At 73.5% G+C, this 26,786-nt stretch carries 22 protein-coding genes, 2 tRNA genes and 1 pseudogene; 18 read left to right on the top strand and 7 right to left on the bottom strand.

What is annotated here, in order from left to right:
* The first annotated feature begins 546 nt into the window (after nucleotides 1-546).
* Nucleotides 547-1,104: a hypothetical protein gene (locus tag K330_RS0114410; RefSeq protein ID WP_022922520.1), complete on the top strand. Its 558-nt coding sequence runs from the start codon at nucleotides 547-549 to the stop codon at nucleotides 1,102-1,104.
* Nucleotides 1,105-1,264: 160 nt separating this feature from the next.
* Here the strand turns inward: K330_RS0114410 and mobF are convergent, their stop codons facing one another.
* On the bottom strand, nucleotides 1,265-5,038 hold the full coding sequence (gene mobF, locus K330_RS21490) for a MobF family relaxase (protein WP_169448577.1): 3,774 nt from the start codon (nucleotides 5,036-5,038) through the stop codon (nucleotides 1,265-1,267).
* A gap of 347 nt (nucleotides 5,039-5,385) precedes the next feature.
* Here mobF and K330_RS0114400 point away from each other — a divergent pair, with 347 nt between their 5' ends.
* Nucleotides 5,386-5,583 (top strand): helix-turn-helix domain-containing protein, encoded by a 198-nt coding sequence (locus K330_RS0114400; protein WP_029202704.1) that lies wholly within the window; start codon nucleotides 5,386-5,388, stop codon nucleotides 5,581-5,583.
* Complete coding sequence (locus K330_RS0114395) at nucleotides 5,580-6,704, top strand: tyrosine-type recombinase/integrase (protein WP_029202703.1); 1,125 nt, start codon at nucleotides 5,580-5,582, stop codon at nucleotides 6,702-6,704. The genes K330_RS0114400 and K330_RS0114395 overlap by 4 nt, the downstream gene beginning before the upstream one ends.
* Before the next feature lie 35 nt (nucleotides 6,705-6,739).
* Here K330_RS0114395 and K330_RS0114390 read toward each other — a convergent pair.
* A tRNA-Arg gene (locus K330_RS0114390) sits at nucleotides 6,740-6,812 on the bottom strand.
* A 75-nt stretch (nucleotides 6,813-6,887) separates the two neighbouring features.
* Between K330_RS0114390 and K330_RS21485 the strand changes: the two genes are divergently transcribed.
* The 4 genes from K330_RS21485 (at nucleotide 6,888) to K330_RS0114370 (ending at nucleotide 12,432) form a co-directional block, all read left to right on the top strand.
* Nucleotides 6,888-7,238: a 6-pyruvoyl trahydropterin synthase family protein gene (locus K330_RS21485; protein ID WP_022922517.1), complete on the top strand. Its 351-nt coding sequence runs from the start codon at nucleotides 6,888-6,890 to the stop codon at nucleotides 7,236-7,238.
* Nucleotides 7,239-7,316: 78 nt separating this feature from the next.
* Complete coding sequence (locus K330_RS0114380; protein WP_029202702.1) at nucleotides 7,317-8,600, top strand: MFS transporter; 1,284 nt, start codon at nucleotides 7,317-7,319, stop codon at nucleotides 8,598-8,600.
* The gene (locus tag K330_RS24565; RefSeq protein WP_022922516.1) at nucleotides 8,597-12,190 is read left to right on the top strand and encodes a hypothetical protein; all 3,594 of its coding nucleotides are present in this window, start codon (nucleotides 8,597-8,599) and stop codon (nucleotides 12,188-12,190) included. Before K330_RS0114380 ends, K330_RS24565 begins: the two co-directional genes overlap by 4 nt.
* A complete protein-coding gene (locus K330_RS0114370) occupies nucleotides 12,187-12,432 on the top strand; it encodes a hypothetical protein (RefSeq protein WP_022922515.1) in 246 nt (81 codons plus the stop codon). Before K330_RS24565 ends, K330_RS0114370 begins: the two co-directional genes overlap by 4 nt.
* Before the next feature lie 223 nt (nucleotides 12,433-12,655).
* Here the strand turns inward: K330_RS0114370 and mscL are convergent, their stop codons facing one another.
* On the bottom strand, nucleotides 12,656-13,060 hold the full coding sequence (gene mscL / locus K330_RS0114365; RefSeq protein ID WP_022922514.1) for a large conductance mechanosensitive channel protein MscL: 405 nt from the start codon (nucleotides 13,058-13,060) through the stop codon (nucleotides 12,656-12,658).
* 126 nt (nucleotides 13,061-13,186) lie between these two features.
* Nucleotides 13,187-13,831 (bottom strand): SAF domain-containing protein, encoded by a 645-nt coding sequence (locus K330_RS21480; protein WP_022922513.1) that lies wholly within the window; start codon nucleotides 13,829-13,831, stop codon nucleotides 13,187-13,189.
* A 101-nt stretch (nucleotides 13,832-13,932) separates the two neighbouring features.
* Between K330_RS21480 and K330_RS24610 the strand changes: the two genes are divergently transcribed.
* Entirely contained in the window at nucleotides 13,933-14,124 is a 192-nt protein-coding gene (locus K330_RS24610) for a hypothetical protein (protein ID WP_029202701.1), read from the top strand.
* 14 nt (nucleotides 14,125-14,138) lie between these two features.
* Here K330_RS24610 and K330_RS24605 read toward each other — a convergent pair.
* Nucleotides 14,139-14,279, bottom strand: a pseudogene (locus tag K330_RS24605) (FmdB family zinc ribbon protein); the annotation flags it as partial.
* A gap of 60 nt (nucleotides 14,280-14,339) precedes the next feature.
* On the opposite strand from K330_RS24605, the gene K330_RS0114345 reads away from it, so the two are divergent.
* A complete protein-coding gene (locus K330_RS0114345) occupies nucleotides 14,340-17,027 on the top strand; it encodes a penicillin acylase family protein (RefSeq protein ID WP_029202700.1) in 2,688 nt (895 codons plus the stop codon).
* A gap of 18 nt (nucleotides 17,028-17,045) precedes the next feature.
* Here K330_RS0114345 and K330_RS22875 read toward each other — a convergent pair whose 3' ends face one another.
* Complete coding sequence (locus tag K330_RS22875) at nucleotides 17,046-17,681, bottom strand: 5-formyltetrahydrofolate cyclo-ligase (RefSeq protein WP_051145622.1); 636 nt, start codon at nucleotides 17,679-17,681, stop codon at nucleotides 17,046-17,048.
* A gap of 61 nt (nucleotides 17,682-17,742) precedes the next feature.
* Between K330_RS22875 and K330_RS21465 the strand changes: the two genes are divergently transcribed.
* The 9 genes from K330_RS21465 (at nucleotide 17,743) to K330_RS0114295 (ending at nucleotide 25,140) form a co-directional block, all read left to right on the top strand.
* Complete coding sequence (locus tag K330_RS21465; protein WP_022922510.1) at nucleotides 17,743-18,996, top strand: molybdopterin molybdotransferase MoeA; 1,254 nt, start codon at nucleotides 17,743-17,745, stop codon at nucleotides 18,994-18,996.
* The gene (gene moaC / locus K330_RS0114330; protein ID WP_022922509.1) at nucleotides 18,993-19,511 is read left to right on the top strand and encodes a cyclic pyranopterin monophosphate synthase MoaC; all 519 of its coding nucleotides are present in this window, start codon (nucleotides 18,993-18,995) and stop codon (nucleotides 19,509-19,511) included. Before K330_RS21465 ends, moaC begins: the two co-directional genes overlap by 4 nt.
* On the top strand, nucleotides 19,508-20,131 hold the full coding sequence (locus tag K330_RS21460; protein ID WP_022922508.1) for a GNAT family N-acetyltransferase: 624 nt from the start codon (nucleotides 19,508-19,510) through the stop codon (nucleotides 20,129-20,131). Before moaC ends, K330_RS21460 begins: the two co-directional genes overlap by 4 nt.
* Before the next feature lie 123 nt (nucleotides 20,132-20,254).
* On the top strand, nucleotides 20,255-21,232 hold the full coding sequence (locus K330_RS21455; RefSeq protein ID WP_156875820.1) for a hypothetical protein: 978 nt from the start codon (nucleotides 20,255-20,257) through the stop codon (nucleotides 21,230-21,232).
* Nucleotides 21,233-21,297: 65 nt separating this feature from the next.
* Nucleotides 21,298-21,373: transfer RNA gene (locus K330_RS0114315), tRNA-Ala, on the top strand.
* A 173-nt stretch (nucleotides 21,374-21,546) separates the two neighbouring features.
* On the top strand, nucleotides 21,547-22,551 hold the full coding sequence (gene argF / locus K330_RS0114310) for an ornithine carbamoyltransferase (protein ID WP_022922506.1): 1,005 nt from the start codon (nucleotides 21,547-21,549) through the stop codon (nucleotides 22,549-22,551).
* Nucleotides 22,548-23,093, top strand: coding sequence for a PH domain-containing protein (locus K330_RS21450; protein ID WP_022922505.1), 546 nt, complete (start codon nucleotides 22,548-22,550; stop codon nucleotides 23,091-23,093). Before argF ends, K330_RS21450 begins: the two co-directional genes overlap by 4 nt.
* On the top strand, nucleotides 23,090-24,733 hold the full coding sequence (locus K330_RS0114300; RefSeq protein WP_022922504.1) for a PH domain-containing protein: 1,644 nt from the start codon (nucleotides 23,090-23,092) through the stop codon (nucleotides 24,731-24,733). Before K330_RS21450 ends, K330_RS0114300 begins: the two co-directional genes overlap by 4 nt.
* A gap of 8 nt (nucleotides 24,734-24,741) precedes the next feature.
* The gene (locus tag K330_RS0114295; protein ID WP_022922503.1) at nucleotides 24,742-25,140 is read left to right on the top strand and encodes a tetratricopeptide repeat protein; all 399 of its coding nucleotides are present in this window, start codon (nucleotides 24,742-24,744) and stop codon (nucleotides 25,138-25,140) included.
* A gap of 10 nt (nucleotides 25,141-25,150) precedes the next feature.
* Here the strand turns inward: K330_RS0114295 and K330_RS0114290 are convergent, their stop codons facing one another.
* Nucleotides 25,151-26,755: a dolichyl-phosphate-mannose--protein mannosyltransferase gene (locus tag K330_RS0114290; protein WP_022922502.1), complete on the bottom strand. Its 1,605-nt coding sequence runs from the start codon at nucleotides 26,753-26,755 to the stop codon at nucleotides 25,151-25,153.
* Between the last annotated feature and the right edge of the window lie 31 nt (nucleotides 26,756-26,786).

Below are 26,786 nucleotides of genomic sequence, written 5' to 3'. Positions count from 1 at the left end.
CAGCGGCATGGTCGGACGCTACGCGTTCACAGCGGCATGGTCGGACGCTACGCGTTCACAGCGGCATGGTCGGACGCTACGCGTTCACAGCGGCAAATCCGGTAAACGGCTGCTCGCTGGTGTTGGGCTGGTCCGGGTGGCGGTGGAGCCCCGTGCGGGAGCCTCTGCGGTGCGATGGTCTGCTCGATCGTGGCCATGCTGATCGCCATGGCCTTTGGTCGAGATTCTGAGATCGGTGGGGTGTATCGTCACGTCACCCTGGGCGGCTGGGCACTCGGACGGAGGACTGTCGTGCTCCTCCGGCCACCACCACTGGGTCGATAGTGGGTCACCGATGGGGGAGCCATGCACACGGATCGAGAACGCACCTCGTTGCTGCCAGTCTGCGCCCTCGTGCTGCTGGCCGTCGTCGGTTGCACGGAACCTGACAGGGGCGACAGCAGCAGTAGTGAAACTGCCGCTACGAGCCCATCATCATCTCCCTCAGCAGCGGACTCCGGTTCTGCCACCTCTGCGCCGAGCGGAATGCAGGAGCCTGGCGCGTCAATGTCGGATGACGACATACGCGATGCCGTCGAATCTAACGACCCAACACGACCACAGACGTTCCAGGAGACCCTCGACCCATACTGGCGCTCGTTGAACCTCGACGGAGATCCGCCTGAGGTCCTCCCCGTGAGAAGCGTCACCCTGGCCGAAGCGAACGACGTGCACTTCGAGTGCATGGCTGAGCAGGGGTTTCCCTCTGTGACCGATCAGCACGGCCAACAGGCCATCGAGTTCTCGAAGGATCAAGCCGAGGCCATGAAGTTGTCCCAGTACGTCTGCTACGCCCGGTACCCCCTGGAGGACAAGTACTTCGAGCCCTACTCCGTGGACCAGCTGCGCGCCATCTATGACTGGAACAGGACCGAGGTGACGCAGTGTCTTCGAGACCAAGGCGTGGAGGCATCATCGCCACCGAGTTTCGAGACGTTTGTAGAACGTTACGCGCTGACCGGACGGGAGCACTGGACGGCGACCGAAGGCCTTGATCTGATGACCTTGGAGGAGTTGTGCCCAGAGACGCCCCCCGATGACCGTCTCTACGGAGCCGGGGACTAGGCCACCAAGTCTGCTAGCCGGGTTCGTGCGCTGCGAGGCAGGGCTGGAAGGGTGAGCACCGCCGCCATTAGTACGCCCGCGCGCCTTTCCAAGAAGCCCGCTCATCGGCGGTACAGCGATGTATCGACCGTGCCCTTCCGCACTCTTGTGGTGGATACGGTCATCGTGACGGACCAAGCAGGTGGCGGGAAGTGCCGTCATGGAGTCGTTGACGCTCTGCCCGTCGTTGACTGGCTCGGAGCCTGTCGCTGGCGGCGTCTGCGGTGGCCGTAGAGGAGACGGGTGACGGTACTGCCAGTCGGCGGATGAGCCGAGACTGGTGCCTGGCTGCCTGGGGTTCTTTGGTCGGCGGCCCCGTCGGGCTCGGCTCGGTGGGTGGGATGTCGTGGGCGGCTCGCCAGACGGCGAGGTCGCTGATGAGCTGGCCGTCGACGTCCGGGGGCAGGGTGCGTTGCCAGGGCACCCGGTCGGACGCACCAGCCTGCTGGGCTTCGTCGGCGACGCGCTGCTTGAGGTCGTGTATCCGGTGGGTGAGCCGGTCGAGGTAGTCACTCGTGCCCGTGTCCTGCCGGAGGACGGATGGGACGTCGGGCAGCCAGGGCAGGGGCGCGTCCCGGTGCGAGGGCGGGGTGGCGCCGGCGACACGCCAGGCGAGGGCAGCGGCGGGGTCGTCGGCCTCAGTCACGCTTTGGGTGCCGCGGTACCAGGTCGCCTCCTCGAGCACCTGCTGCGGTGGTGTGCCGTCGACCCAGCGCAGCGCGAGCTGGCCGCGCAGGTGCGGGTAGGCCGGCTGTGCGGTGAGGCCCGGTACCCACCGCTCGAGCGCGTCGTCCAGCGCGGCCCTGCGCTCGGGCCCGAGATGCTGCTGGGCCAGGACCGGTAGGGCGTCCTGGTAGGCCAGCACCGCTTGGCGCAGCAGCTGGGCCGCGTCACCGCGCTCGACGGTTGTCGCGGACAGGGCGCGGCCGTCGCGGGCGAGGATGTCGGTGAGCACCTGCCGCGGCTCCACGACCGTGTCCTGCACCTCGGGCCCGACACCGTCCAGCGAGGCGGTGGGTGTGGCCAAATAGACGTGGTTGGACTGCCTGCCGCGGGAGAGGGCGACGTACAACGCCTGGCGGGTCTCTGCTCCGTTGAGGACGGTGTGGGTGGTGTCGACGGTCGCGCCCTGTGCGCCGTGGATGGTGCTCGCGTACCCCAGCTGCACATGCTCGGCCACGTATTCCGCGGGGAGGGTGGCCTGACGGGCAGCCCCCGTGCGGGAGCTTCGATCTTGGCGTTCCACTGAAAGAGCGCCGTCGGGGCGGACGGCGAGGAGGCGCCACCGGTCGCCGTTCTTGACCCAGGACCCGTCCCCGGCGAGGATCGTGCGGTCGTTGCGGCGGGTGGTCACGGTGTCGCCAGCACTGGCTCGGGTGCCGTCGCCCAGGCTCACGTCGCGGCCGGGCGGTTGCTCACTAGCTTCGAGGCGGTGGGTCCGGGCGCGCTGGTTCAGCTCGCGCACGGTGTCCCTGGTCGCGGCCAGCAGCAGGCTGGACAGTCCGGTGCGCTGGTCGGCAACCCAGGCCGCGTACGCGGCCTCGACCATGTCCCCGGTGTCGCCGGTGTGGAGGCGGTCGTGATCGACGTAGTGGTCCAGGCCGGCGGGGTCGCCGTCACGTATGGCGAGGGTGGCGGCTCCTTCGGCGGGGTCGGTGAACCGGTGCAGCTCGGTCAGGGTGGCGGTGGTGCCGTGCGCGTTGCCCTGCAGGGCCAGGTCACGGAAGATCCCGCCGGCGGCGACGGCGGCCAGTTGCTGGTCGTCCCCGACCAGCCTCACGCTGCCACCGGCGTCCACGACCTGACGGGCCACCTCGGCCAGGTCGCGGGTGCCGGCCATCCCGGCCTCGTCGATCAGCACCAATGTCCCCGGGCCGACCGCTCCGCCTACGGTGGTCTGGTGGAGGTGCTTGGCAAGGGTGTCGGCGTGGATGCCGCTGGCCTTGCCGAGCTCTTCGGCGGCGACCGCGGTCGGGGCCAGGCCCAGGACAGTGCCGCCGGAGGCCTCCCAGGCCCGGGCTAGCACCCGCAGCGCGGCGGTCTTCCCGGCACCGGCCGGCGCGAGGGCGACCTGCACCCGGCACCCGCTGCTCGCGAGGGTGCGGACCATCGCCGCCTGCGAGCGGTCCAGGAGTGGACAGTCCTCGCTCTGGGAGGTCAGGACGGTCTCGACCACGTCCGGAGTGACCTGTCGACCGTCACGGCGCAACCCCAGGGTGAGGAGCTCCTCCTCGGCGGCGAGGATCGGCCGGGAGGTGTAGGTCTGGCTGCCGTGCACGCTGTGGGCAGACTGCCCGTCCGGGCGGCGCAGCACCTCAGGTTCGCCCAGCTGCGGCGGCACTCCGACCGGCACCGAGAAGCGCTGCAGGACCCAGCGCTCGACCTCGCATGCGTGCTCCTCGAGCCGGGCCAGGGGCACCTGGGCGGTGCGGAGTTGGCGCAGCGTCTCGGCGCGCACGTGCCACACCTGCCACGTCGCCCGCGACCCTTCCAGCACCGACAGGACCCGGGCGGCGAGAATCTGGGGACGCACCTCCCGACCCTGAAATTCCGGGATGCGTCGCTGGAGCGTCTCCACCTCGTGACCTGCGACGATACGAACGTCTCCGCCGCGCTCCCGGGTGCGTCTCCACCCCGCCCCCACCGCACTCGCGACCATCTCCTCCGGGCTGCGTCCCGCGGGGGCGAGCACTGACATGGCTTGCTTTCGCCAGGCGTGGCGTTGCTCGGCCTCGGAGCGGGGTTCGTGCTTTCCGGGGCGGGTCTCCAGGTTCGCCTGCTGCGCCAGGGCGAGCGACTCGACCGCGGTGGGGGTCCGGCCGTGGTCGGCCAGGAAGGCCGAGGCGAGCTCCCGCTGACGGGTCTCGATCGCCTGCCGCCGCGACGACCAGGTGGCCAGGAGGGCGGGGTCGATGCCTTCGATCTCCCGCACCGCCCGCTTGCCCTCCACCCCTGGGCGGTCGGAGAAGGCGACGCCGAGCCGTTCGACGAGGCCGGCTTCGAGGTGGGTGTTGTAGTGCTCAGAGGCCATCACCTTGGCCTTGAACAGCATCCGCCCGTCCAACGTGAGCCACCGTCCGCCATCCTCCGGCAGGGACTGGACCTTGTTCGAGACGACGACGTGGGTGTGCAGGTCCGGGTCACCGGTGCGGGAGTCGCGGTGGTCGAACGCCGCCGCGACCAACCCGGTCACCGGGACCTGGCGGATGCCGCCCTTGCCGACCCGGGTGAACGCGACCTCACGCTCCAGCATGGCCAGCGTCGCTCGGACCGCGTCCTGGTGCGCAGCCTCCACCTGCTCGGCGATCTCCGGGGCGGCGAGGGCCCACAGGGTCGAGACCGACTTCACCGGCGAGAACGTCAGGTCGAACCCTGCCACCGGCACCTGCGCCGGCCGCGACGCCCTCGCGAGGAACCTCGTCAGCTCGGCCTCGTCGCCCGGGCCGCGGCCGTGGCGCTGCTCGAAAACCTTCAGGGCGACCTGGGTGCGGATCGCTGCCCGCTCCTCCACCGGGATGGGGGCGTTCCACACCAGGCCCCGCGAAGTGTTGTGCTCGCTGAACGCCAGCGCCGTCACCTGCCGCAGGGACGTGGCATCGAAGGTCGGGAACGCCCGCCCCAACGGACCCCACCCGTTCGCGGCGGCCCTGGGCTCATCGGAACGCGGGTGGCGGCCCTGCCCGAACAGCAGCCGCATCTGCGCCTCGGTGACGACCTCACCCTCGGCCAGGTCGAGCCCGACCAGCCCAGTGCCCAGCCAGCGCCCGGGCGCCTCGCCCTTCTCCTCGTAGTAGTTCGCGAGGCCGACCTGGCGCTTCTCCGTTGAATCGTGCACCGCGACCTGGCGCGTCAGGTAGGTGTACCCGGACCCGGCCGAGAGCTTGTGCATCGTCATCATCTCCACCCCATAAGCGGAGGAGCGCACTCCTGGGTCTCACCTGCGAGCCGAGTGCAGTAGGTGTGTCCTTCCCTGTGGTTCTGCAGGTGCGGGTCGCGGCGGGTCGTCGGTCGTCGGACTGTGGGGTCGAGGAGCGGTCGTCGTGGGGGCATGGTGTCGGGCCGCCGGTGAGCGGCTGGCTCGGAGGCTGACGGGCGGGTCTGTCCACAATCTTGGTCTGGGGTCGATCGTCAGACGGTCGGAACTGGCTGAATGGGAGAAGACGGTGAGTCCCTGGGATCGATCTCGACGCTTTAGGGATCACAGCAGCAAGTGCTGACCACGAGTGGAAGGACGTCAACGCCATGTCTCAGACCATCAGCCCCATCGAGCTGCTCACCATCGAGGAGGCTGCCCGGTGGTGCCACATCTCGCCGAACACTCTCAACTACCTCCGGCTCCAGCGCCGGTTCGCCCCGGCGATCCGGGTCGGCCGCCGGGTGTTCTTCAAGCCGTCGGACCTCAACGACTGGCTGGAGGCGCAACGAGAGGTGCTGGAGTGATCGAGAAGCGCGGGCGCCGCTACCGCGTCAGGGTGTGGCATCGAAGCCGGATCGTCGCCACCCGCTCGTTCGAGCGGCGCGGGGACGCCGTCGCGTGGGAGCGGGAGCAGCAGCAACTCATCCTCATGGGCGACTTCGTCTCCCCGTCAGCCGGCAGGGTCAGCGTCGCCGACGTGGCCAAGGGTTTTCTCGAGGTCCGTCGGGGACAGGTCTCGGTGCGGGCGTGGGAGTCGGACGAGAGCGCCCTTCGCGTCCACATCCTCCCGGTGTTCGGCCAGCGGTCGACAGGTTCGGTGAACCGGCTGCAGGTCGAGCGGTTCCTGGCCGACCTTGCGTCTTCCCGCTCGATCGGGACCGCAGCGAGGGTGCGGACGACGCTTCGCGGGCTCTTCGACTACGCGGTGCGAGCGAGGGTCATCCGGGACTCCCCGGCCGCCGCTGTGCGGATGCCCCGCCCGGACGCGCCGAGCGCGGGCGCGGAAGTGCGTCCTTTCACGCTGGACGAGCTGCTCGCGCTGGTGGACGAGCACCGAGAGCTCGCCGGCGACCTGGCCGACGTCACGCTGATCCTCGGCCTGACAGGGCTGCGCTTCGGGGAGCTGCGGGGGCTGCGGGTACGGGACGTCACACGCGTGCCCTACCCAGCCCTGGTGGTGTCCAGGTCGCTGCCGCAGTCGGGTCGGACGGGCAAGGTCATCGAGAGGTCCACCACCAAGAGCGGCCGCAGCCGCGTCGTCCCCCTGCTGTCGCTGGCTCTCCCCGCGGTCGAGGCGCGGGCTGCCACCCGGGAGCCGGACGATCTGCTCTTCCCAGCGCCGCACGGCGGTTACCTGCATGCGCAGAACTGGCGCCGCGACGTGCACTGGAACGCGACGGCCGCCGGTCGACGTCCGCACGACCTACGCCACACCGCGGCGAGCCTGTGGATCGCGGCCGGCGTGGACATCAAGACCATCGCCTCGTGGCTGGGCCACAGCTCGACCAAGCTCACCCTCGACACCTACGGGCACCTGATGGGCACCGACGCCGACCGGGCAGCGATCGAAAGGGTGAACCGGGCATTCACGTCCCAAACACGTCCCAAGATGGGGCAGGGGATCGACCTGGGAGGCAGTCTGTGAGCATCGGCAGCACGTTGACCTGCACAGATGCACAGTGCCCCCGGCAGGATTCGAACCTGCGACACCCGCTTTAGGAGAGCGGTGCTCTATCCCCTGAGCTACGAGGGCGGGGCCCCGGACGGCCGGGGCGCCACGGGAGATCTTCTCACGGATCGGTCTGCGCCCCGGTCTACCCTGCCCGGTATGGCGTCCCGCACCGTCCAGGTCACCCGCGAGCTCTCCTTCGCCGCGGCACGGTCGCTGCCGCACGTGCTCGGCGCCCGCACGGGACCCCACCGCTACCGGGTGGTGCTGACCGTCGCCGGCCCGCTGGACGAGCGGGGCCTCGTGGTCGACTTCGCCGAGCTGGACCTGCGGGCGGGTCCCGTGCTGGACCGGCTCGACGGGGCCGACCTGGTCGAGCTGCTGGGGCACCCGTCGGCCGAGGTCATCGCCGTGTGGCTGGTGGAGCGGCTCGCCCCGCTCCAGCCCGGTCTGGTCAGCGTGCAGGTCTGGGAGAACGACCGCAGCTCGGCCGTGGCCCACGCCGGCTGACGCGCCTCGACCAGGCGCCGGCACGTCGCCGGCGGGGCCAGCGGACCGGCACCGGCGGGCGGGTGCGATAGTGCCGAGGTGACGCAGACGCACGGCCTCGCGCAGGAGGCTGCCGCCACCCAGCGACGGACGATCCCCACCCTCATGGGCAGCCAGACGCTGGGCGGGATCGGCGTCGCCAGCGGTATCGCGGTGGCGGCGATCGTCGCCGCCGACGTCAGCGGCAGCGACGCCCTCTCGGGCCTGGCCAACACCACCCAGGTGCTCGGCGGCGCCCTGTTCACGGTGCCGGTCGCCGCCATCATGGCGACCCGCGGTCGCCGGCCCGGGCTGGTCACGGCATACCTGATCGGGTCGGTGGGCGCCCTGCTGGCGATCACCGCCGCGACCGTCGGCAGCTTCTGGCTGCTCCTGCTGGGCACCACCCTCTTCGGCGCGTCCTCGACGGCCAACAGCCAGGCCAGGTATGCCGCCACGGACCTGGCCCCGCCGGAGCGCCGCGGGCGTCAGCTCAGCTGGGTCGTCTGGGCCACCACCGTCGGGTCCGTGCTCGGGCCCAACCTCATCGGCCCCGGCAAGTGGGTCGCCGAGCGCCTGGGGGTCGCCCCGCTGGCCGGCGCGTGGGTGCTGTCGATGGCCGGCTTCCTGCTCGCGGCCGTCCTGCTCCAGGTGCTGCTGCGGCCGGACCCGCTGCAGCTGTCGCGCGACCTGGCGCACCGGGCCCGCCCGGCCGAGGAGCAGCTGCTGCCCGTCGCGGCCCGCAAGGGTCACGTGACCGAGGGCCTGCGCCTCATCCTGGCCACGCCGGCCGCGCTGTGGGGCACGGTCGCGGTCACCACCGGGCACGTCGTGATGGTGGCCGTGATGGTCATGACGCCGCTGCACATGCGCCACGGCGACGCGGTGATCGAGGTCATCGGGCTGGTCATCTCCCTGCACATCCTGGGCATGTACGGCCTGTCGCCGGTCGCCGGCCAGCTCACCGACCGGTGGGGGGCGGCCCGCGTCGTGCTGCTCGGCGTGGCGCTGCTGGTCCTGGCGTGCCTGCTCGCGGGCCTGTCGACGGACGGGTTCTCCGCGGGGCTGACCGCGGGACTGGTGCTCCTGGGTCTCGGCTGGTCCTGCACGATGGTCGCCGGGTCGGGCACGGTCGCCGGGTCGGTCCCGGTCGCCGAGCGCGCCGCCGTGCAGGGTGCGGCCGACCTGGTCATGGGGCTGTCGGCCGCGGCGGGCGGGGCGCTCGCGGGCGTGGTGATGGACGTCTGGAGCTACGGGACGCTGTGCGTCGTGGCCGGTGCCGCCGCACTCGCGCTCGGAGCCTTCACGGTTGCACGGCGCCGAGTGGTTAGCCTGAGGCCGTGACCCCGGCACGCCGATCCCCAGCCCTCGACCCTGCCCGGGTCGAGGCCGTCAAGCGTGCCCGGACCCGGTGGCGGCACGAGGTCGCCGACCTCGGCGGGCCGAACACCCTGCTGTGGCACCGCACCTCGCTGACCGGCACCTTCGACCTCAACCTCGCCCATCCCGGCGGCGTCGCCAAGCTGCTGTCGGGGCGGGCCACGCTGCTCTCCGAGCTGGTCCGCGAGCAGGTCGCGCTGGCCGACGCGGCCCGGCGCATCGGCGCGATCCGCGACAAGGTGGGCGAGCTGAGGCGCGAGCACGGCGTGGAGGCCGGCTTCCTGGCGATCGGCCTGGCGACCTGGACCCTGCACCGCGTGCCCGTGCCGCCCCGGGCGCCCGTCCTGCTGCGCAGCTGCCGCATCACCCCCACCGACCCCGCGCACTCCGACTACCTGCTCGAGCTGCACGAGGACGTGGTCTTCAACCCGGTGCTCGAGCACTACCTCCGCAGCGAGGCCCACCTGGACCTCGACCCCGCCATGCTGGCCGGGCTGTCCGCGCAGGACCACGGCTTCGACCCCCGGATGACCTACCAGGCGCTGGAGGACATCTGCCGCGAGATGACCGGTTTCGCCATCGGTCCGCAGATGGTCATCAGCACCTTCCCGTGGGCCAAGCTGCCGCTGGTGACGACCTACACCGGTGACGTCCAGGGCCTGGCCGCCCACGACACCGTCGCGGCGCTCGCCGGCGCGGACGTCCCGCTCAGCTCGCCCGGGCCGGACCCGGAGCGGGCCGACGACCCTGCCCAGGAGCTCTCGGCCCTGGACGCCGACCGCGCGCAGCGGCTGGTCGTCGACGAGGCCGTGCGCGGCGCGAGCCTCGTCCTGGACACGCCCGCCGGCACGGGGGCGACGCAGACCATCGCCAACGTCGTCGTCGCCGCGGTCTCCGAGGGGCGCACGGTGCTGGTGACCTCCGAGGAGCGCACCGCGCTCGACGCGCTGCAGCGTCGTCTCGACCACGTCGGTCTCGGCGACCTGTGCCTGCACCTGGCCGAGGACCCGGCCTCGATGCGGACCGCGGTCGGCACCGTGCGGCACGCCCTCGACCGGCTCGCCCGGGAGGAGGAGCCCGACCTCGGGGCCGACCCTCTGCCGGCCCGCTCCGACGCCCTCGACGTCCTGCGCCGCGACCACCAGGTGCTCCACCACGCCCACCGGCCGTGGGAGCTCTCGCTGGCGCAGGTGCAGGACGACCTGGCCGCCCTGGCCGCCCTGGAGCACCCGCCGTCGTCGCGGGTCCGCCTGCCGCTGAAGGTGCTGCGCCCGGTCGGCGAGGAGGAGCTGTCGGCCGTCACCGACGCGCTCATCGAGGCCGCCGCGGCGGACGCCTGGCCCCGGGGTCGGGCCGAAGACCCCTGGTATGCCGCCCGCCTCACCTCCCCCGACGAGGCCGCCCGGGCCACCGAGGTCGTCGCCCGCCTGGTGACCGGCGAGTTCACCGACGCCCGCGAGATGGCCGAGAAGGTCGCGCGGGAGGCGGGGATGCCGGCGCCGGCCAACCTGCAGCAGTGGGGGCACCGGCTCGACCTGATCTCCCGGGCCGCCGAGACGCTCGACATCTTCACCCCGCAGATCTACGACGCGCCGCTGGAGGAGATGGTGGCGGCGACGGCCGACCGCGACGAGGTCGCCGAGCGACCCGGTGCGGTTGCCCGGGCGCGCCTGCGCCGTCAGGTCCGCTCGCTCCTGCGCCCCGGCACCCCGCCGGCCGACCTGCCGCGGCGGGTGCGCCTGGCCCGCGACGAGCGCGCCGAGTGGGAGTCCGTCGCCGGCAAGGCGGCCCGCCCCGCGGCCCCCGAGGGCTGGGAGGAGGCGCTCGCCGCATACACCCCGATCGGCGAGGACCTCGCCTGGCTCGGGAAGGTCTTCGCCGGGCGCCCGCTCGGCAAGGACCTCGCCACCGTGCACCTCGACATCGTGCTGGAGAGGTTGGTCACCCTCGACGCCCGTGCCGACCGCGCGCCCGTGGCGGCGACGGCACACCCGCTGCTGGAGCCGCTGCGTGAGCAGGGCCTCGGCGAGCTCGTCGACGACCTGGCGCGACGGGGGGTGCCGGCCGAGCGCGTGGCCTCGGAGGTGCGCTTCGTGCACCGATCCTCCCTGCTCGTCCACCTGCGCTCCGACGACGTCCCCCAGCAGATGACCGCCGACGCGGTGCGGGAGGCCGAGCGGACGTTCCGTCGTGCCGACCGTGCCCACCTGCGCCGCAACGCGCTGCGTGCCCGCCGCGCCGTGCTGCGCCGGCTGCGTCGGACGTTGTCCGCGCACGCCTCGCAGCTGACCGCCTGGGAACGCGCGGTGGAGCGGACCCAGGTCGGTGCCGTCGACCTGCGCGACATGATCAGCCGGGCACCCGACATCGTGCTCGGCGCGCAGCCGGTGGTGCTCGCCTCACCGTTGGCGGTGCCCTCCGTCCTGCCCCCGGACACGACCTTCGACCTCGTCGTGGTGGAGCGCGCCGGGCGGACCACGACCGCGCGCGCCGTGCCCGCCCTGGCGCACGGACGCCGTGTCCTCGTCGTGGGTGACAGCGGCGGCCTCGGGCCCGTGCCCTTCTCGGTCGTGGCCGACCCCAAGGTGGAGGGCGACACGCCGGACGACGGGGGCCCCTCGCTGCTCGACGACGCCTCGGGGGTGCTGCCGGTGCGCCACCTGCAGAGCCACTACCGGGCGCTGGACCAGGGCCTCGTCGCCCCGCTCGCGGGGGTCATGCCGGTGCCGGTGCACAGCTTCCCCGGGGTATGCCGCGACGCCGCGGTGCGCGAGCACGTCGAGGAGGGACCCGTCTCGGCCCAGGTGGCCTCCGCCGTGGCGCTCCTGCTGGAGCACGCCGCCACCGCTCCCGAGGACAGCCTGATGGTCGTCACCGACGACGAGGCCACCGCCGAGGACGTCGACCAGGCCCTGCGGGGCGCGCTGGCCGACCTGACCGGCCCGGGAGCGCCCGCGCTGACCGACGACGACTCCGTGCTCGAGCCCCTGCTCGTGCGCCCGCTGCGCCGGGTGGCCGGCGAGGTGCGCGACCGGGTGGTGTGGGTCACCGGCCCGCACCAGCACCTCGTGCGCGACGCACGGCTGGCCACGACCGCGATCGCCGCGGCGCGGCGCCGGGTCGACGTCGTGACGCCCCTGACCGTCAGCTCCTGGCCCGACGGCGAGGGCGCCGACGTGCTCCGGCGGGCCCTGTCCTTCCGGGGGCAGTCCGGGCACGGCAACGGCTCGGCGGTGCTCGCCGAGCTCACCCGTCGCCTGCGCGAGGAGAACCTGACGGTCGTGGAGGGCTATGCCCACGGTCCGCACGCCCTCGACCTGGCCGTGGCGTCCTCGGACGGCACCCGGATGGTGGTCGCGGTGGACAGCGACGTGCACCCGGCGGCCCACGGCGCGGGACCGGGCCGTGACGACCTGCGCCTGCGCCACGACCAGCTCACGCGCATGGGCTGGGTGCCGCTGCGCGTCCGCAGCACCGACGTCTTCACCGACCCGGCCCGCGAGGTGGTGCGGGTGCTTCACGCCCAGCGCGAGGCCGCCGACCGGTCCTCATGAGCGGCGCCGACCCCCGGGACACCGCGAGCGACCCCGGGCAGGGTCCGGCACGCGGGCCCGTTCACGCACGCCGGCGGCGTCACCGACGGGTCGACGCCCCGCCGACCAACCCCGAGGCCGACCGCGCCGACGACGTGCCGGCCGGTCCGCGGGCCACCCGGCCGGCCACGCCACCCCCGGGCCTGTCCCCGGACGCGCGCGACGCCTGGATCAGGGACCAGCGGCCGCCGCACTGGGACTGAGGGGGCGCGGCGGCGCAGCCCCGTCCGGGTCGCGGCGCCGGGCGCAGGCCACTCAGGTGAGTGGGTCGTGCACGCCTTCGGCCGCTCGGTCGGGCACAGGCCACTCAGGTGAGTGGGTCGTGCACATGGTGCCGGCCAGGTCGGGGCATGACGAGGCCCCGGCACCCGCGGTGCCGGGGCCTGGTCGGGACGAAGCGTGCCGCCCCGGGGCCGGCGCGTCCGGTCAGACGGCGCCGTCGGTGCGGCGGTTGGCGAGCAGGTCGCGGATCTCGCGCAGGGTGGCGAGCTCCTCGCTGACCTCCTCCGGGGCCTCCTTGCCGCGCATGCGCATCTCGTTGAACTTGTTCATCGGCAGGACCAGGACGAAGTAGACGACCGCGGCGGTGATGAGGAAGACGATGATCGCGTTGATGATGGCCGCGAAGTCCATCGCGGTGTCCTCCCGGCCGGAGATGATCTCCCACTTCAGGCCACCGACCTCCGCACCCCCTGCGGCGTTCAGGATCGGGGTGACGAGGCTGGAGACGACCTGCTCCACCACGGCGGCGAAGGCTGCGCCGATGACGACCGCGACGGCGAGGTCGATGACGTTGCCGCGCATGATGAACTCTTTGAAGCCCTTGAGCATGGCCCTTGTCCTTTCCGCCGGACGCAGTGGTGCCTGGTCCGGGTCTGGGTGATGTGACGGCCCTGCCCCCGCGTGCCGCGAGGGCGACCTGCCGCGGACGAGCGTAGCGGAGGCCGCCGGGCCTGCCTAGCGGTGCGGTGCCGCGTGGACGGCCAGCAGGAGCGCCGCTCCGGACGGGTCTGCCCCGCGGGCTGCGGCCACGGCCGCCGCGTGCTCCGAGGACAGGGCCAGCCAGACGCCTCCTGCCTCCCGCGCGAGCCCGCCGCCCCCGATGAGGCCGGAGGACGAGGAGGCCCCGGACCGCACGGCCACCACCAGCACGTCCTCGACCACGCGCCGGCCGTCGACGGGGGAGTGCACGTCGACACGGTCACCGGCGGAGAGGGCCTCGGCGACCGCCGGGTCGGCCAGGGGCAGCCAGACGGCCACGCTGCCCTCGGGCTGGCCCGCGAGCAGCGACCCGGTGCGCACGTCGTGGCGGGTCAGCGCCTCGCCCTCGGACAGCACGGCGGCAGCGGGGCGGCCGACCACCTCGGCCGGCTCGGAGAGGGCCGCCACCGGGACGGCGTCCGGCGGCAGCCGTCTGACCGTGACGTCGCCGGAGGAGAGCACGGCCCCCACCGGGACCTCGCGCGTGGCCACCACCACCGCGACGCCGCCCTCGGGCGGGCGGCCGAGCGCGGCGTAGGCGGTCCCGCCCACGGCGGCCGCGGCCAGGAGGGCGGCGAGGAGCCGGCGCAGCAGCGTCCTGGTCCGGCGGGGCAGCGTCAACCGAGAGGTGGCTGACGGCGGGCGGCGACGGAGGTGAGCAAGGGGCACGGGCCGACGCTAGGAGCGCGGCCGCATACCCGTCAGGCCCTCAGGCCGCGCCTGTGGAGGAGCTCGACGAGGAGCCCGAGGATGTGGACGACCCGCCCGAGCCGCTCGAACCGGCCCCGGCCGGGGACGGCTTGGCGCTCGAGGAGGACCCCTCGCCCGAGGGCGACCCCGTGGACGAGCCCGAGGAGGAGCTGGTCGTCGAGGAGGTCGTGGACTTCCCCGAGCCCCGGGAGTCGGTGCGGTAGAAGCCGGAACCCTTGAAGACGACACCGACGGCGCTGAAGACCTTGCGCAAGGTCCCGGAGCAGTTCGGGCACACCGTCAGGGCGTCGTCGGAGAACGCCTGCTGGATGTCGAACGCGTGGCCGCAGTCCTTGCAGGAGTACGAGTAGGTGGGCACGAGGTTGCATTCTACGTGGCGTTCCGGGCGCGCCTCGCATCGTGACCTAGGCTGGGCCGCGTGTCCCGACCCGTGTGGCAGCGCGTGGCCGTGCCCTTGGTGGCGATCCTGGTGGTGGTCGCCGTGGCCACGGCCGTGCTCGGGGTCGGCCTGACGCGGCGGGCCTTCCCCCAGACCACGGGCGACATCGAGATCCCCGGCCTCACCGGGCAGGTGGACGTCGTGCGGGACGCGCTCGGCGTCGCCCACATCTACGCCGACACCCCCGAGGACCTCTTCCGCGCGCAGGGCTTCGTCGCGGCCCAGGACCGGTTCTTCCAGATGGACCTGCGCCGTCACGTCGTCAACGGCCGCCTGGCCGAGCTCGTCGGGGAGGGCGGTGTCGAGACCGACCGGGTGATCCGGACCATGGGGTGGCGCCGGGTCGCCGAGCAGGAGCTGCCGCTGCTCGACCCCACCGCGCGGGGCTACCTGCAGGCCTACACCGCCGGGGTCAACGCCTACATCGAGCAGCACGGCTCCGCCTCCCGGATGGGTCTGGAGTATGCGGTGCTCGCCCGGTCGGCCCCCGGTTACCAGGTGGAGCCGTGGGACCCGGTGGACTCCCTCGCCTGGCTCAAGGCCATGGCCTGGGACCTGCGCGGCAACTACACCGAGGAGCTGGCCCGTGGCCGGCTCGTCGGCCAGGTCAGCCTGGCGCAGCTGGACGAGCTCTACCCCGACTACCCCCTCGACTCCCACCCGCCGATCCTCAGCCCCGACGAGTGGGCACCGCAGCGCTCCGCCCCCGCCGACGGTGCGAACGCCCGCGGCGGCACCAGCGGGACCCCCGGTGCGGACTCCGGTGACCCGGCCGACCGGGCCCGGCGCGGGGAGCCGGCGGCCCCGCCCGGCCCCGTCTCCGACCGCACCCACCACTGGCTCGCCCGCGCCGGGGTGCAGGAGGCCTTCGAGTCCACCGGCGTCGCCCTCGGTGCGGTCCCGGACCTCATGGGCTCCGGCGAGGGCATCGGCTCCAACTCCTGGGTCGTCGCCGGGCAGCACACGGCGACCGGCAGCCCGATGCTGGCCAACGACCCGCACCTGGGCGTGTCCCAGCCCGGGATCTGGCTGCAGGCCGGGCTGCACTGCCGCGAGGTGACCGAAAGCTGCCCCTTCGACGTCAGCGGCTTCACCTTCGCCGGCTTCCCCGGCGTGATCATCGGGCACAACGCCTCGATCGCGTGGGGCATCACCAACCTCGACCCCGACGTCACCGACTTCTACCTGGAGGACGTGCGCGGCGACCGGGTCCTGCGTGGCGACGACTACGTGCCCCTGGACGTGCACACCGAGACGATCAAGGTCGCCGGCGGTGAGGACCAGACGCTCACCGTGCGGGCCAGCTCGCACGGGCCGATCATGTCCGACGTCGTGGAGGCGGTCGGCGACCTCGGCCAGGGCGCCCCGCTGGGCGGGGTGCGCACCTCCAACGACTACGAGGTCGCCCTGGCCTGGACCGCCCTGCAGCCGGGGCGCACGGCGGAGGCGGTCTTCGCCATCAACGCCGCCACCGACTGGGAGAGCTTCCGTGACGGGGCCCGCCACTTCGCGGTGCCCTCCCAGAACCTGCTCTACGCCGACACCGAGGGCAACATCGGCTACCAGGCCCCCGGGCAGGTGCCGCTGCGCCGCTCCGCCACCCACGGCACGCCGCCCGGCTACCTGCCCGCCCCCGGGTGGGACGAGGCCTACGCCTGGCAGGGCTTCGTCGACTTCGAGGACCTGCCCTCGGTGCTCAACCCCGAGGACGGCGTGATCGTGGCGGCCAACCAGGCGGTCGTGCGCGGCAGCACGCCCTTCCTCACCAGCGAGCCCGACAAGGGCTACCGCTCCACGCGCATCCTCGACCTGCTGACCGAGCAGATCGAGGCCGGCACCCCGATCACCGTCGACGCGATGACGCAGCTGCAGCTGGACGACCACAACGCCTTCGCGGAGGTGCTCGTGCCCTACCTGCTGCGCATCGACCTGGGCAACGACTTCTACACCGAGGCCCAGGAGCTGCTGCGGGAGTGGGACCTGACCGCCCCCGCGGGCGGCGACCAGTCCGCGGCGGCCGCCTACTTCTACGCGGTCTACGACAACCTCCTGGAGATGGTCTTCGACGACGAGCTGCCCCCCGACCTGGGCGCCACGGGCAACTCCCGCTCGATGCTGCTGGTCGAGGAGCTGCTGCGCAGCCCCGACAGCGCGTGGTGGGACGACCGGCGCACGCCCGGCGTCCTGGAGTCCCGCGACGAGGTGATCCGGACCGCGATGATCCAGGCGCGCAACGACCTGACAAGCACCCTGTCCAAGGACCCGGCCGACTGGAGCTGGGGCCAGCTGCACCAGGTGACCCTGGAGCACGAGGTCCTCTCCGGGGACGCGGTGCCCGACGTCGTCAGCGGCATCTTCGGCCAGCAGCCGATCCCCGTCGGTGGGGGCAGCGCGCTGGTCAACGCCTTCAACTGGGACGCCTCCGCGGACACCTTCGCGGTGACCGCGGGGCCCTCGATGCGGATGGTCGTCGACCTGGCCGACCTCGACGCTTCGCGCTGGGTCAACCAGACCGGCACCTCGGGCCACCCCTTCCACCCGAACTGGAAGGACCAGACCCAGGCCTGGGTCGACGGCCAGACCTACCCGTGGGCCTTCACCGGCGCCGCGGTCGAGGAGGCCGCCGAGTCGAGCCTGACCCTGGTGCCGGACAGCTCACCCGGCTGAGCGGCCCCGGCCGGGCGCTCAGCCGACCGGCAGCCGCATCGCCCCCGTCGCGGGGCGCAGCACCGCGTCGACCACCGCGTCGTGGGTGTCGGCGGGCACGGCCGGCACCACCTCGTGGTCGTGCAGCACGACCACGACCGGTGAGCCGCCCGAGAGCTCGCGCAGCCGCGGCAGCGTCGTGTCGTAGTAGCCGCCGCCCTGGCCCAGTCGCACCCCGTGCCGGGAGACCGCCAGCGCCGGCACGAACGCGAGGTCGACCCCGGCCAGCACCTGCTCGCCGAGCGGGCTGCGCCCGGGGTCGGTCAGGTCGGCCCAGTCCAGCCGCGGCTTCTCGAGCGTGACCGGCACCAGCACCCGCACCCCCGCGTCGAGCATCGCCTGCGTCAGGCCGTCCACGGGCGGCTCGGTGCGCATCGGCTCGAAGGCGGTGACGCACATCCCGGCCACGCCGCCGCGGCCCTGGCGCACGGCATACCTGTCGAGCACCTCCAGCGCCGCCTGCCCCAGCGAGCACGCGGCCGAGGCCCGGTCCCGCGCGGACCAGCCGTCCACCAGCTCGCGGCGGGCGGCGCGCACGAGGCGGCGCCACGTGACCTTGTCGGCGACGACGTCGCCGGTGGGGACGTAGGGCGGCAGGGCAGGGGGTGCGCTCACCGCGTCATTGTGGCCCGGCTGACTACGCTGGTCACCACGCCCCCGTGAGAAAGGTCTGTCGATGATCTCCGTCGAGGAGCACCTCGAGAACATCCTGCGCCAGGTCGAGCCGGTCGCCACCGAGACGCTGCCCGTGCCGCGGGCGCACGGCCTGGTCACCGTCTCCGACGTGCGCAGCAGGGCCGACCTGCCCCGCTTCGACAACTCCTCCATGGACGGGTATGCCGTGCGCCGCGAGGACCTGCAGGGCGCCTCGCCGGAGAGCCCCGTCCTGCTGCCGGTGGTCGGTGACGTCGCCGCGGGCGACCAGCTGCCGCGCGAGCACGTCCCGGGCAAGGCCTGGCGGATCATGACCGGCGCGCCGCTGCCGGTCGGCGCGGACGCGGTGGTGCGGGTGGAGGACACCGACGGGCACGTGCGCGAGGCGCAGTTCCGCGTGCACCCCGAGGAGGGCGCCAACATCCGCCGCGCGGGCGAGGACGTCCGGGAGGGCGAGGTGGTGCTGCCGGCCGGCACCCGGATCTCCGCCCCGCAGCTGGCCGCGCTGGTCTCGGCGGGGGTCGAGGAGGTCGAGGTCGTCGGCCCGGTGCGCGTCGTGGTGCTCTCGACCGGTGACGAGCTCGTGCCCTTCGGCGAGCACGTCGGGCCCGGCCAGATCGTCGACTCCAACGGGCCGATGCTCGAGGCCCTCGTCCGCGAGGCCGGCTGCTTCCCGGTGCACGTGGGTCACCTGCCCGACGACGAGGCCACGACGCGCAAGGAGATCCGGCACCACCTCGACCACGCCGACGCGATCATCACCACGGGCGGGGTGAGCAAGGGCGCCTACGACATCGTCAAGGCAGTGCTGACCGGCGAGGGCTCGACCGAGTTCGTCGAGGTGGCGATGCAGCCGGGCAAGCCGCAGGGCTTCGGGGTGCTGGGCCGGCGCAAGGTGCCCGTCTTCATGCTGCCGGGCAACCCCGTCAGCGCGCTCGTCAGCTTCGAGGTCTTCGTCCGCCCCGCCCTGGAGAAGCGTGCGGGGCGCCACGTCAGCGACGTGACGACCACCGGCCTCGCCGCGGCGGGGTGGCCCAGCGCCGCCGACCGTCGCACCTACACGCGGGTGCGGGTGACCCGCGACAGCACCGGGGAGTATGCCGTGGAGCCGGTCGGGGGGCACGGCTCGCACATGGTCGCGGGGCTGGCCCTGGCCGACGCGCTGGCCGTCTCCCCGGCGGAGGCGACCGAGGTCGGGGTGGGGTCGCAGGTCGAGCTGGTGCTCCTGCGCCCCCGCCGGGAGATCGACGGGCGGCTCGCGGGGGACCAGCCGTGAGCGAGACCGGCGGCTCCGGGCCCCTCGGGGACGGTCGGGCCCCGGACGGGCTCACCCACCTGCGCACGGACGGCACCGCGCACATGGTCGACGTCACCGCCAAGGCGGTCACCGCACGGACCGCCTCCGCGGCGGGCACCGTGCTGCTCTCGCCGGTGGCGGTCGAGGCGCTGCGGGGCGGGACCGTGCCCAAGGGTGACGCGCTGGGCGTGGCGCGCATCGCCGGTATCCAGGCGGCCAAGCGGACCCCGGACCTGGTGCCCCTGTGCCACCCGGTCGCCGTGCACGGTGTCGAGGTGGACCTGACGGTGCACGACCGCGGGGTCGACATCAGCGCCACGGTGCGCACCGCCGACCGCACCGGGGTGGAGATGGAGGCGCTGACCTGCGTCAGCGTCGCCGCGCTGGCGCTCATCGACATGGTCAAGGCCGTGGACCGGCTGGCGACCGTGACCGACGTGCGGGTCACCGCCAAGTCGGGGGGCCGCTCGGGGGACTGGGTCAGACCGGCGTGAGCTGGCGCTGGCCGGTCAGCCGCCGGACGGTGCTGCCCTCCGGCCGGCTCCTCACGCTGAGGCCGCTGGAGCGCGCGGACCGGCCGGGCTGGGAGTCCCTGCGCCGGCGCAACGAGACGTGGCTCTCCCCCTGGGAGGCGACGGTGCCGGGGGAGGTGCGGCGGCCGCTGTCGTTCCGTCGGCTGCGCCGGGGGTTGGACCTCGCGGCGCGTGAGGGCAGCCTGCTGCCCTTCGTCATCGACGTCGACGGCGAGCTCGTGGGCCAGATGCAGCTCTTCGACATCGTCTGGGGCTCCCGGGCGAGCGGCTGGGCCGGCTACTGGCTCGACGAGGGGTCGACGGGCCGGGGCTACGCCACCTGGGCGCTGGCCACCCTGGTCGACCACGCGCTGCTGAGCGCGGGCCTGCACCGGGTCGAGGTCGGCGTCCGCCCCGAGAACGTCGCCAGCATCGCCGTCGTCCACCGGCTGGGGCTGCCCGAGGAGGGGTTGCGCCGGGGGCTGATGCACGTGGACGGGCAGTGGCGCGACCACCGGTGCTTCGCCGTCCTGGCCGAGGACCTGCGACCGGGCGGGTATGCCGCCGGCGGGCTCGTCGAGCGCCTGCGCCGGGAGGGCTGACCGGGGGCCGGTGACCCGGCCCCGCAGCCGTGGCTCGCAGATCACGCCAGTCACACCAGAAACTTCTGCGACACTCCGACCGCCTGCCTGGCTGGGGGTCGGGCTGCCCCTAGCGTGACGTCCGTGCCCCCCGTGAGCAGCCTCGTCTTCGTCGTCATCCTGGCGGTCTGGGCTGTCTACCTCGTGCAGCACTGGGTCCGTCGCCGCGACCACCTCGCCACCGCCCGGTCCGTGGACCGCTTCTCGGAGGCGATGCGCGTCCTCGAGCGGCGCCGCTCGCTGCCCGTGCCCGAGGCCGACGCGCCCCGCTCCTACGCCGCCTCGCCGCTGCGGCCCGCCCGCCCCGGCCGCCCGGAGGTCGTCGTCAAGCACGCCCGCACCGCCCACGGGGCGACCGCGGTCGGCCCCTCGCCGGCCCAGCGGCGCTCGCGCTGGGCCGCCCGGCTGCGGGCCTCGGGCCTGCTCGCCGGGTGGGTGGCCATGGCTGCGCTGACCGGGCTGTCCATGGCCGGTGTGCTGCCCCGCTGGGCCGCCCTCCTCGGTGTCGCCCTGTGCGGCCTGTCCGTGGCGCTCGTGCGCTGGTCGGTCGCCCGGCAGCGCTCGGCCCGACGCCGGGCCCGCACCGCCGGCCGCCCGGCCGCCCCGCGCCGGACCGCCCCTGCGCGACCCGCGGCCGTCACGGTCGAGCGTCCGGTCGCCGACGCCGGGCGCCCGTCCCAGGACGGGCACGAGTTCACCGCGCAGTCGGTCGCCGCCACGCTGCGCACCACCTCCCGCGGCAGGCCCGCCCGGCCCGCCGCGTCGGCCACGCCGGAGCTCTACGACCTGCACGCCGTCGAGGCGTCGCTGGTCGACGCCGGCGCCCGGGCCGCCGTCGCACCGGCCGCGCCGGTCCCCCACGGAGCCGAGGCCGACCAGCAGGCGCCGGCGCCCGCCGAGGACGGGACCTGGCACCCCGTGCCGGTGCCGCCGCCCACGTACACCCTCAAGGCCAAGGCCTACCGGCCGCTCCCCGGCACCTCGACGCTGCCCGCCGACGGCACGGAGATGGCTCTGGAGGAGGAGTTCGAGGACCTGCCGCGGATCGACCGCGTGGGCTGAGGCCGTGGTGCCGCCGGGAGTTTTTCCGGTGCCGGGGCCGGTGCTATAGTCGGGAGCCGCATCACGGGGCTGTGGCGCAGTTGGTAGCGCGTCTCGTTCGCAATGAGAAGGCCAGGGGTTCGAATCCCCTCAGCTCCACCAGGACCCCGTCCACCACCGCTCGCGCGGCGTGGACGGGGTTTTCTCATCCTGATCCGCGCACACTGCATTGCATACCCATTCAGCACCCCGCATATCGACCCATGCCGCCCGGCGGATACGCTGACCTCTCTGACGGGCCGCACGCCCGTCGCCGCACGAGGGAGGAACCGCACGTGGCCGTCAACCTGAGGGGTCGCAGCCTGCTGTCGCTGGTGGAGGAGACGCCGGCCGAGATCCGATACCTGGTCGACCTGGCGCACGATCTCAAGCGGGCCAAGACCTCGGGCCAGGAGCGACGGCTCCTCGTGGGCAGGTCGGTCGCGCTCGTCTTCGAGAAGACCTCCACGCGCACCCGCGCCGCCTTCGAGGTGGCCGCGGCCGACCAGGGGGCGCACACCACCTTTCTCGAGCCCTCCAGCACCCAGATCGGGCACAAGGAGTCGATCAAGGACACGGCCCGGGTGCTCGGGCGGATGTACGACGCCATCGAGTACCGCGGGGCCAGCCAGGCGACGGTCGAGGAGCTGGCCCGGCACGCCGGGGTGCCGGTCTACAACGGCCTGACGGACGAGTGGCACCCGACCCAGATGCTGGCCGACGCCCTGACGATGCGCGAGCACACGCACAAGCACCGGCACGAGACGTCCTTCGCCTACCTCGGCGACGCCCGCAACAACACCGGTCACTCGCTGCTGCTGCTGGGCGCAAAGCTCGGCATGGACGTGCGGATCGCCGCCCCCGAGGGGCTGCAGCCCTCCGCGGATGTGGTCGAGCTGTGCCGCGGGGTCGCCGAGGAGACCGGCGCCCGGCTGACGGTCACCGACGACGCCGCCGAGGCGGTCCGCGGCGTCGACTTCGTCCACACCGACGTGTGGGTCTCGATGGGGGAGCCGCCCGAGGCCTGGGACGAGCGCATCGACCGGCTGCTGCCCTACCAGGTCAACGCCGACCTCATGGCCGCGACCGGCAACCCGCGGGTGCGGTTCATGCACTGCCTGCCCGCCTTCCACGACGACAGGACCACGGTCGGCGCCGAGCTCATGGCGCGCCGTCCCGAGCTGCGCGCCGGCGTCGAGGTGACCGACGAGGTCTTCGAGTCGCCCGCCAGCGTCGTCTTCGACCAGGCCGAGAACCGGCTCCACACCATCAAGGCGCTCATGGTCGCCACGCTCACATGAGCGCCGCCCCCACCAGCGCGACGGAGCCGCAGGCCGCAGGTATGCCGCACGGTCGGCTGCGCGAGCCCGCGCACCGGGTCAGCCCGCGGGCCGTCCGCTACTGGACGGTCAACTCCCTGATCGGCGGCGTCGTCACCTGGGCCGTGCTGTTCGCCGTGGCCTGGTTCCTGCCCGAGGGCCGTTGGTGGTCCACCGCGCTGGTGTGGCTCTTCGTCGTGGTGATGGCGGTCAACGTCGTCGAGGTGGTGCTCGAGCCCGCGATCCGCTTCCGCCGGACGCGCTGGGAGGTCACCGGGGCGCGGGTCTTCGTCCAGACGGGGTGGCTCTCCCGCGACCAGCGGATCGCGCCCCTGTCACGGGTGCAGACGGTCGACACCCACCGGGGCGCCGTCATGCGGCTCTACGGGCTGGCCAACATCACCGTGACCACCGCCTCGGCTGCCGGCCCCATCACCATCCCCTGCCTGGACAGCGACCTCGCCGACCGGGTGACCGCCGACCTGGCCCGCATCACCGGGCAGGCCAGGGGGGACGCGACGTGACCGTGCCCGACCTGCCGCCGCCCACCGGCGCGCCGGTCGTGCCCGCAGCGGATCCCGGCCCGGCCGTCCCCGGACCGGTCGCCGGGCCGCCCGTGCCCGGCGGCACCGGGCAGTGGCAGCGGCAGAGCCCGCGCATGCTGCTCGTGCACCCGGTGCGGATCCTCGGCTCCTTCGCCGTCCCGCTGCTGCTGGCCATGTTCGGGGTCGGTCGAGGTGACGACGGTGGCCCCTGGTGGTTGCTCGTGGCCGCTGCCGGCGCGGTCATCGCCGTGCTTGCCGGCGTCGCCTCGTGGTTCATCACCCGCTTCCGCTTCACCGACGAGCAGCTGCAGCTGCGCACCGGGCTGCTCAGCCGGCGCATCCTCACCGCGCCCCTGGACCGCGTCCGCAGCGTCGACGTGGAGTCCTCGCCGCTGCACCGCGTCCTGGGACTGGCCAAGGTCAAGGTCGGCACCGGTGTCGACAGCACCCGCATCGAGCTCGACGGCGTCAGCCGCGAGCAGGCCACCGAGCTGCGGACCTTCCTGCTGCGGCGCACATCCGAGGAGAACGCCGCACCCGGGCCGGACGACGCGACCCTCAGGCCCGGGGACCAGCCTGCCGGCCCCGCCGACGCGAGCGGCACGCCATACCCGCAGGCCGAGGCCGAGCTGGCGCGCATCGACTGGAGCTGGTTGCGCTACGCGCCCTTCAGCCTCTCCAGCCTGGTGGTCGTCGCCGGGGCTGTCGGCGTGCTCAGCCAGGTCGGCGACGACCTGCCCGTCGACCAGGTCGAGGTCGCCCAGGACGCCTGGGCGTGGGTCGTCGCGCAGGCCGTGCTCGTGCTGCTGGCCATGGTGGCCGTGGCCGTCGTCGTGGGCTGGGTGGTGGTCTCCACGGTCACCTACGTGCTCACCTGGTGGAACCTGCGGGTCGTGCGCGAGGGGCAGGGCAACCTGCGCATCACCCGGGGCCTGCTCACCACGCACAGCCAGACCGTCGAGCGGGCCAAGGTCCGCGGCGCGCGGATGGGGGAGCCCTTCCTGCTGCGCCTCGTGCGCGGCGCGGAGCTGACCGCGATCGCCACCGGCGTGGGCAGCGGCGGCACCGTCAAGGTGCTGCCGCCGGCCCCCCGGCAGGTGGTCACCGACGTGGGCCACGAGCTCCTGGAGGAGACCGGCGCGCTGACGATGGAGCTCACCGGGCACGGGCCCCGCGCCCGGCGCCGCATCCACCTGCGCCACCAGTGGGGCACGCTCGTCGTCGCCGGCCTGCTCGCGGTGCCCACGTGGCTCACCGACGCGTGGTGGTTCGACCGGCTGCCCGGCTGGGGGCCGGTGGCCGTCCTGGTCGTGCTCGGCGCCCTCAACGCGGTGGTCGCCGACAGCGCGTGGCGCAACCTCGGCCACGGCCTGACCGAGCGGCACCTGGTCGTCCAGACCGGGGCGTTCGTGCGCACGCGCGAGGTCCTCGAGGTCGCCGGGGTCATCGGGTGGGTCGTGCAGCAGTCGTTCTTCCAGCGGCGCCGCGACCTGTGCGACCTCGTGGCCACGACGGCGGCAGGGCCCGAGCAGGTCACCGCCCCCGACATCCCGGTGGACGCCGCGGTGCGGCTGGCCCGCCGGGCCACCCCGGGAATGCTGGACGACCTGCTGGCGTAGTCGTTGCCATGAGCGACTTCGAGGAGATGCTGAGGGGGACGGGCCAGACCCCCTCGGGGGTGCCGCAGATCCGGCTGCCCGGCGACGAGGAGCTCGACGACCACGCGCGCTACGACCGCGCGACCTTCCTGTTCGAGACCAAGAGCTACCACCGGGCCGCCGAGCTGCTCGAGCCGCTGGTCTCGGGCAACCCGCACAACGCCGAGGTGACCCTCCTGCTGGCCCGCTCCTACTACCACGCTGCCCGCCTCGGCCCCGCCGAGACGCTGCTGCGCCAGATGCTGGAGCGCTGGCCGAGCGACGCCTACGCCCACCTGCTGCTGGCGCGCACCCTGCAGCGGGCCGGTCGCGCGCAGGAGGGTGCCCCGCACCTGAAGATCGCCGAGGCGATGGGGCTCGACTCCTGACCCGCGCGGGTCAGGTCCAGAAGTCGAACCACAGCCGCAGCTGCCACTCCCCGCGCGGGATGACCTGGGCGGTGTGCACCGGGAGGTACCACGCGAACCAGGCCACCGCGAGCACGAGGTAGACGACCACCGCGACGGCGCCCCACCGGCGCCGTCGCGGTGGCGCGTCGGCCGGGCCCAGCACCAGCGCCAGGCAGCAGACGACCACGAGCACCAGCCACGGCGCGAACGCGACGGCGTAGAAGCTGTAGATCGTGCGTGTCTGGTAGAGGAACCACGGGAACCATCCGGCGACCACGCCCGAGAGCGCGGCGCCGGCGCGCCAGTCGCGACCGAGCAGCCACAGGAAGGCGACGACGAGCAGCCCGACCGTCGCGCCCCACCACACGAAGAGGTTGCCGAGGGAGGCGATGTACTCCACGCAGCTCGCGGCCTCGCACCCCTTCTCGCCGCGGGTCGGCCACTCGGCGTAGAAGAGCGTCGGCCGCCACTGCACGCTCCAGCTCCACGGGTTGGACTTCCAGGCGTGCTCGTTCTGCAGGCCGACGTGGAAGGTCATCATCTCGGCGTGGTAGGCCCACAGCGAGCGCAGGGGGTCGGGCACCAGCGCCGCCACGGAGCCTGGGTCGGCGGGGTTCTGCGCGGCCCACCCTCGCTTCCACCCGCCGTCGGTGGCGAACCACCCGGCCCAGGAGGCGACATACGTGACCAGGGCGACCGGCACCATCGACAGGAAGGCGGGTATGCCGTCGCGCACCACGCCGCCGGTGAACCACCCGGGAGCACCCGCGGCGCGGCGGGCGCCGATGTCCCACCAGACCGTCATCAGGCCGAAGACCGCCAGGAAGAACAGGCCGGACCACTTGGTGCCGATGCACAGCCCGAGGCTGAGCCCGGCCGCCAGCCGCCACCAGCGCACGCCGAGGCCGGGCCCCCACCAGCGCAGCCAGCGGCGGACGGGGTTCGTCGGGACCGGCTCGGCGCGGGTCCGTTCCCACCAGGGACCCCAGCGCTGCGCCAGCCGGCGCCGGGCCTGCTCCCGGTCCAGCAGGAGCAGGAGGAAGGCCAGCAGGGCCCACCACATGACGAAGATGTCGAGCAGGCCGATGCGGGACTGCACGTAGTGGTGCCCGTCGACGGCCAGCAGGGCCGCGGCGGCGACGGCCAGCAGGGCGTTGCGCCACAGGTGCCAGGCGACCCGGCCGAGGACGAGGATGGACAAGGTGCCGACGACCGCCGAGGACAGCCGCCACCCGGCTGAGGACTCCGGGCCCAGCAGCATCTCCCCGAGCGCGATCATCCACTTGCCGACCGGGGGGTGCACCACGAGGTCGGGCACGTCGTCCCAGATGTCGAAGGTGCCGTTGGTGAAGAAGGCGTTGGGGTCCTCGACGCCCTCCCTGATCTCGCGCTCGTGCCCGTAGAGGCGCAGCGACCACGCCTGCTTGACGTAGTAGGTCTCGTCGAAGACCAGCCGGTCGGGGTAGCCCAGGCGCCAGAGGCGCAGCGCGCCGCCGACGAGGGTGACGAGGAGGATCCCCAGCCAGGCCGCCCGGTCCGAGCGGCGCAGGGAGCGGGGCTCCGGCCCGAGCAGCCGAGCCCGCAGATCCTCCATACCGGTCATCGTAGGTGGCGGCAGGGCGCGG

Origin of the sequence: Ornithinimicrobium pekingense DSM 21552 (assembly GCF_000421185.1) — a bacterium.
In the GTDB taxonomy this organism is placed as follows: domain Bacteria; phylum Actinomycetota; class Actinomycetes; order Actinomycetales; family Dermatophilaceae; genus Ornithinicoccus; species Ornithinicoccus pekingensis.
This window is presented reverse-complemented; position numbering and strand designations above follow the sequence as displayed.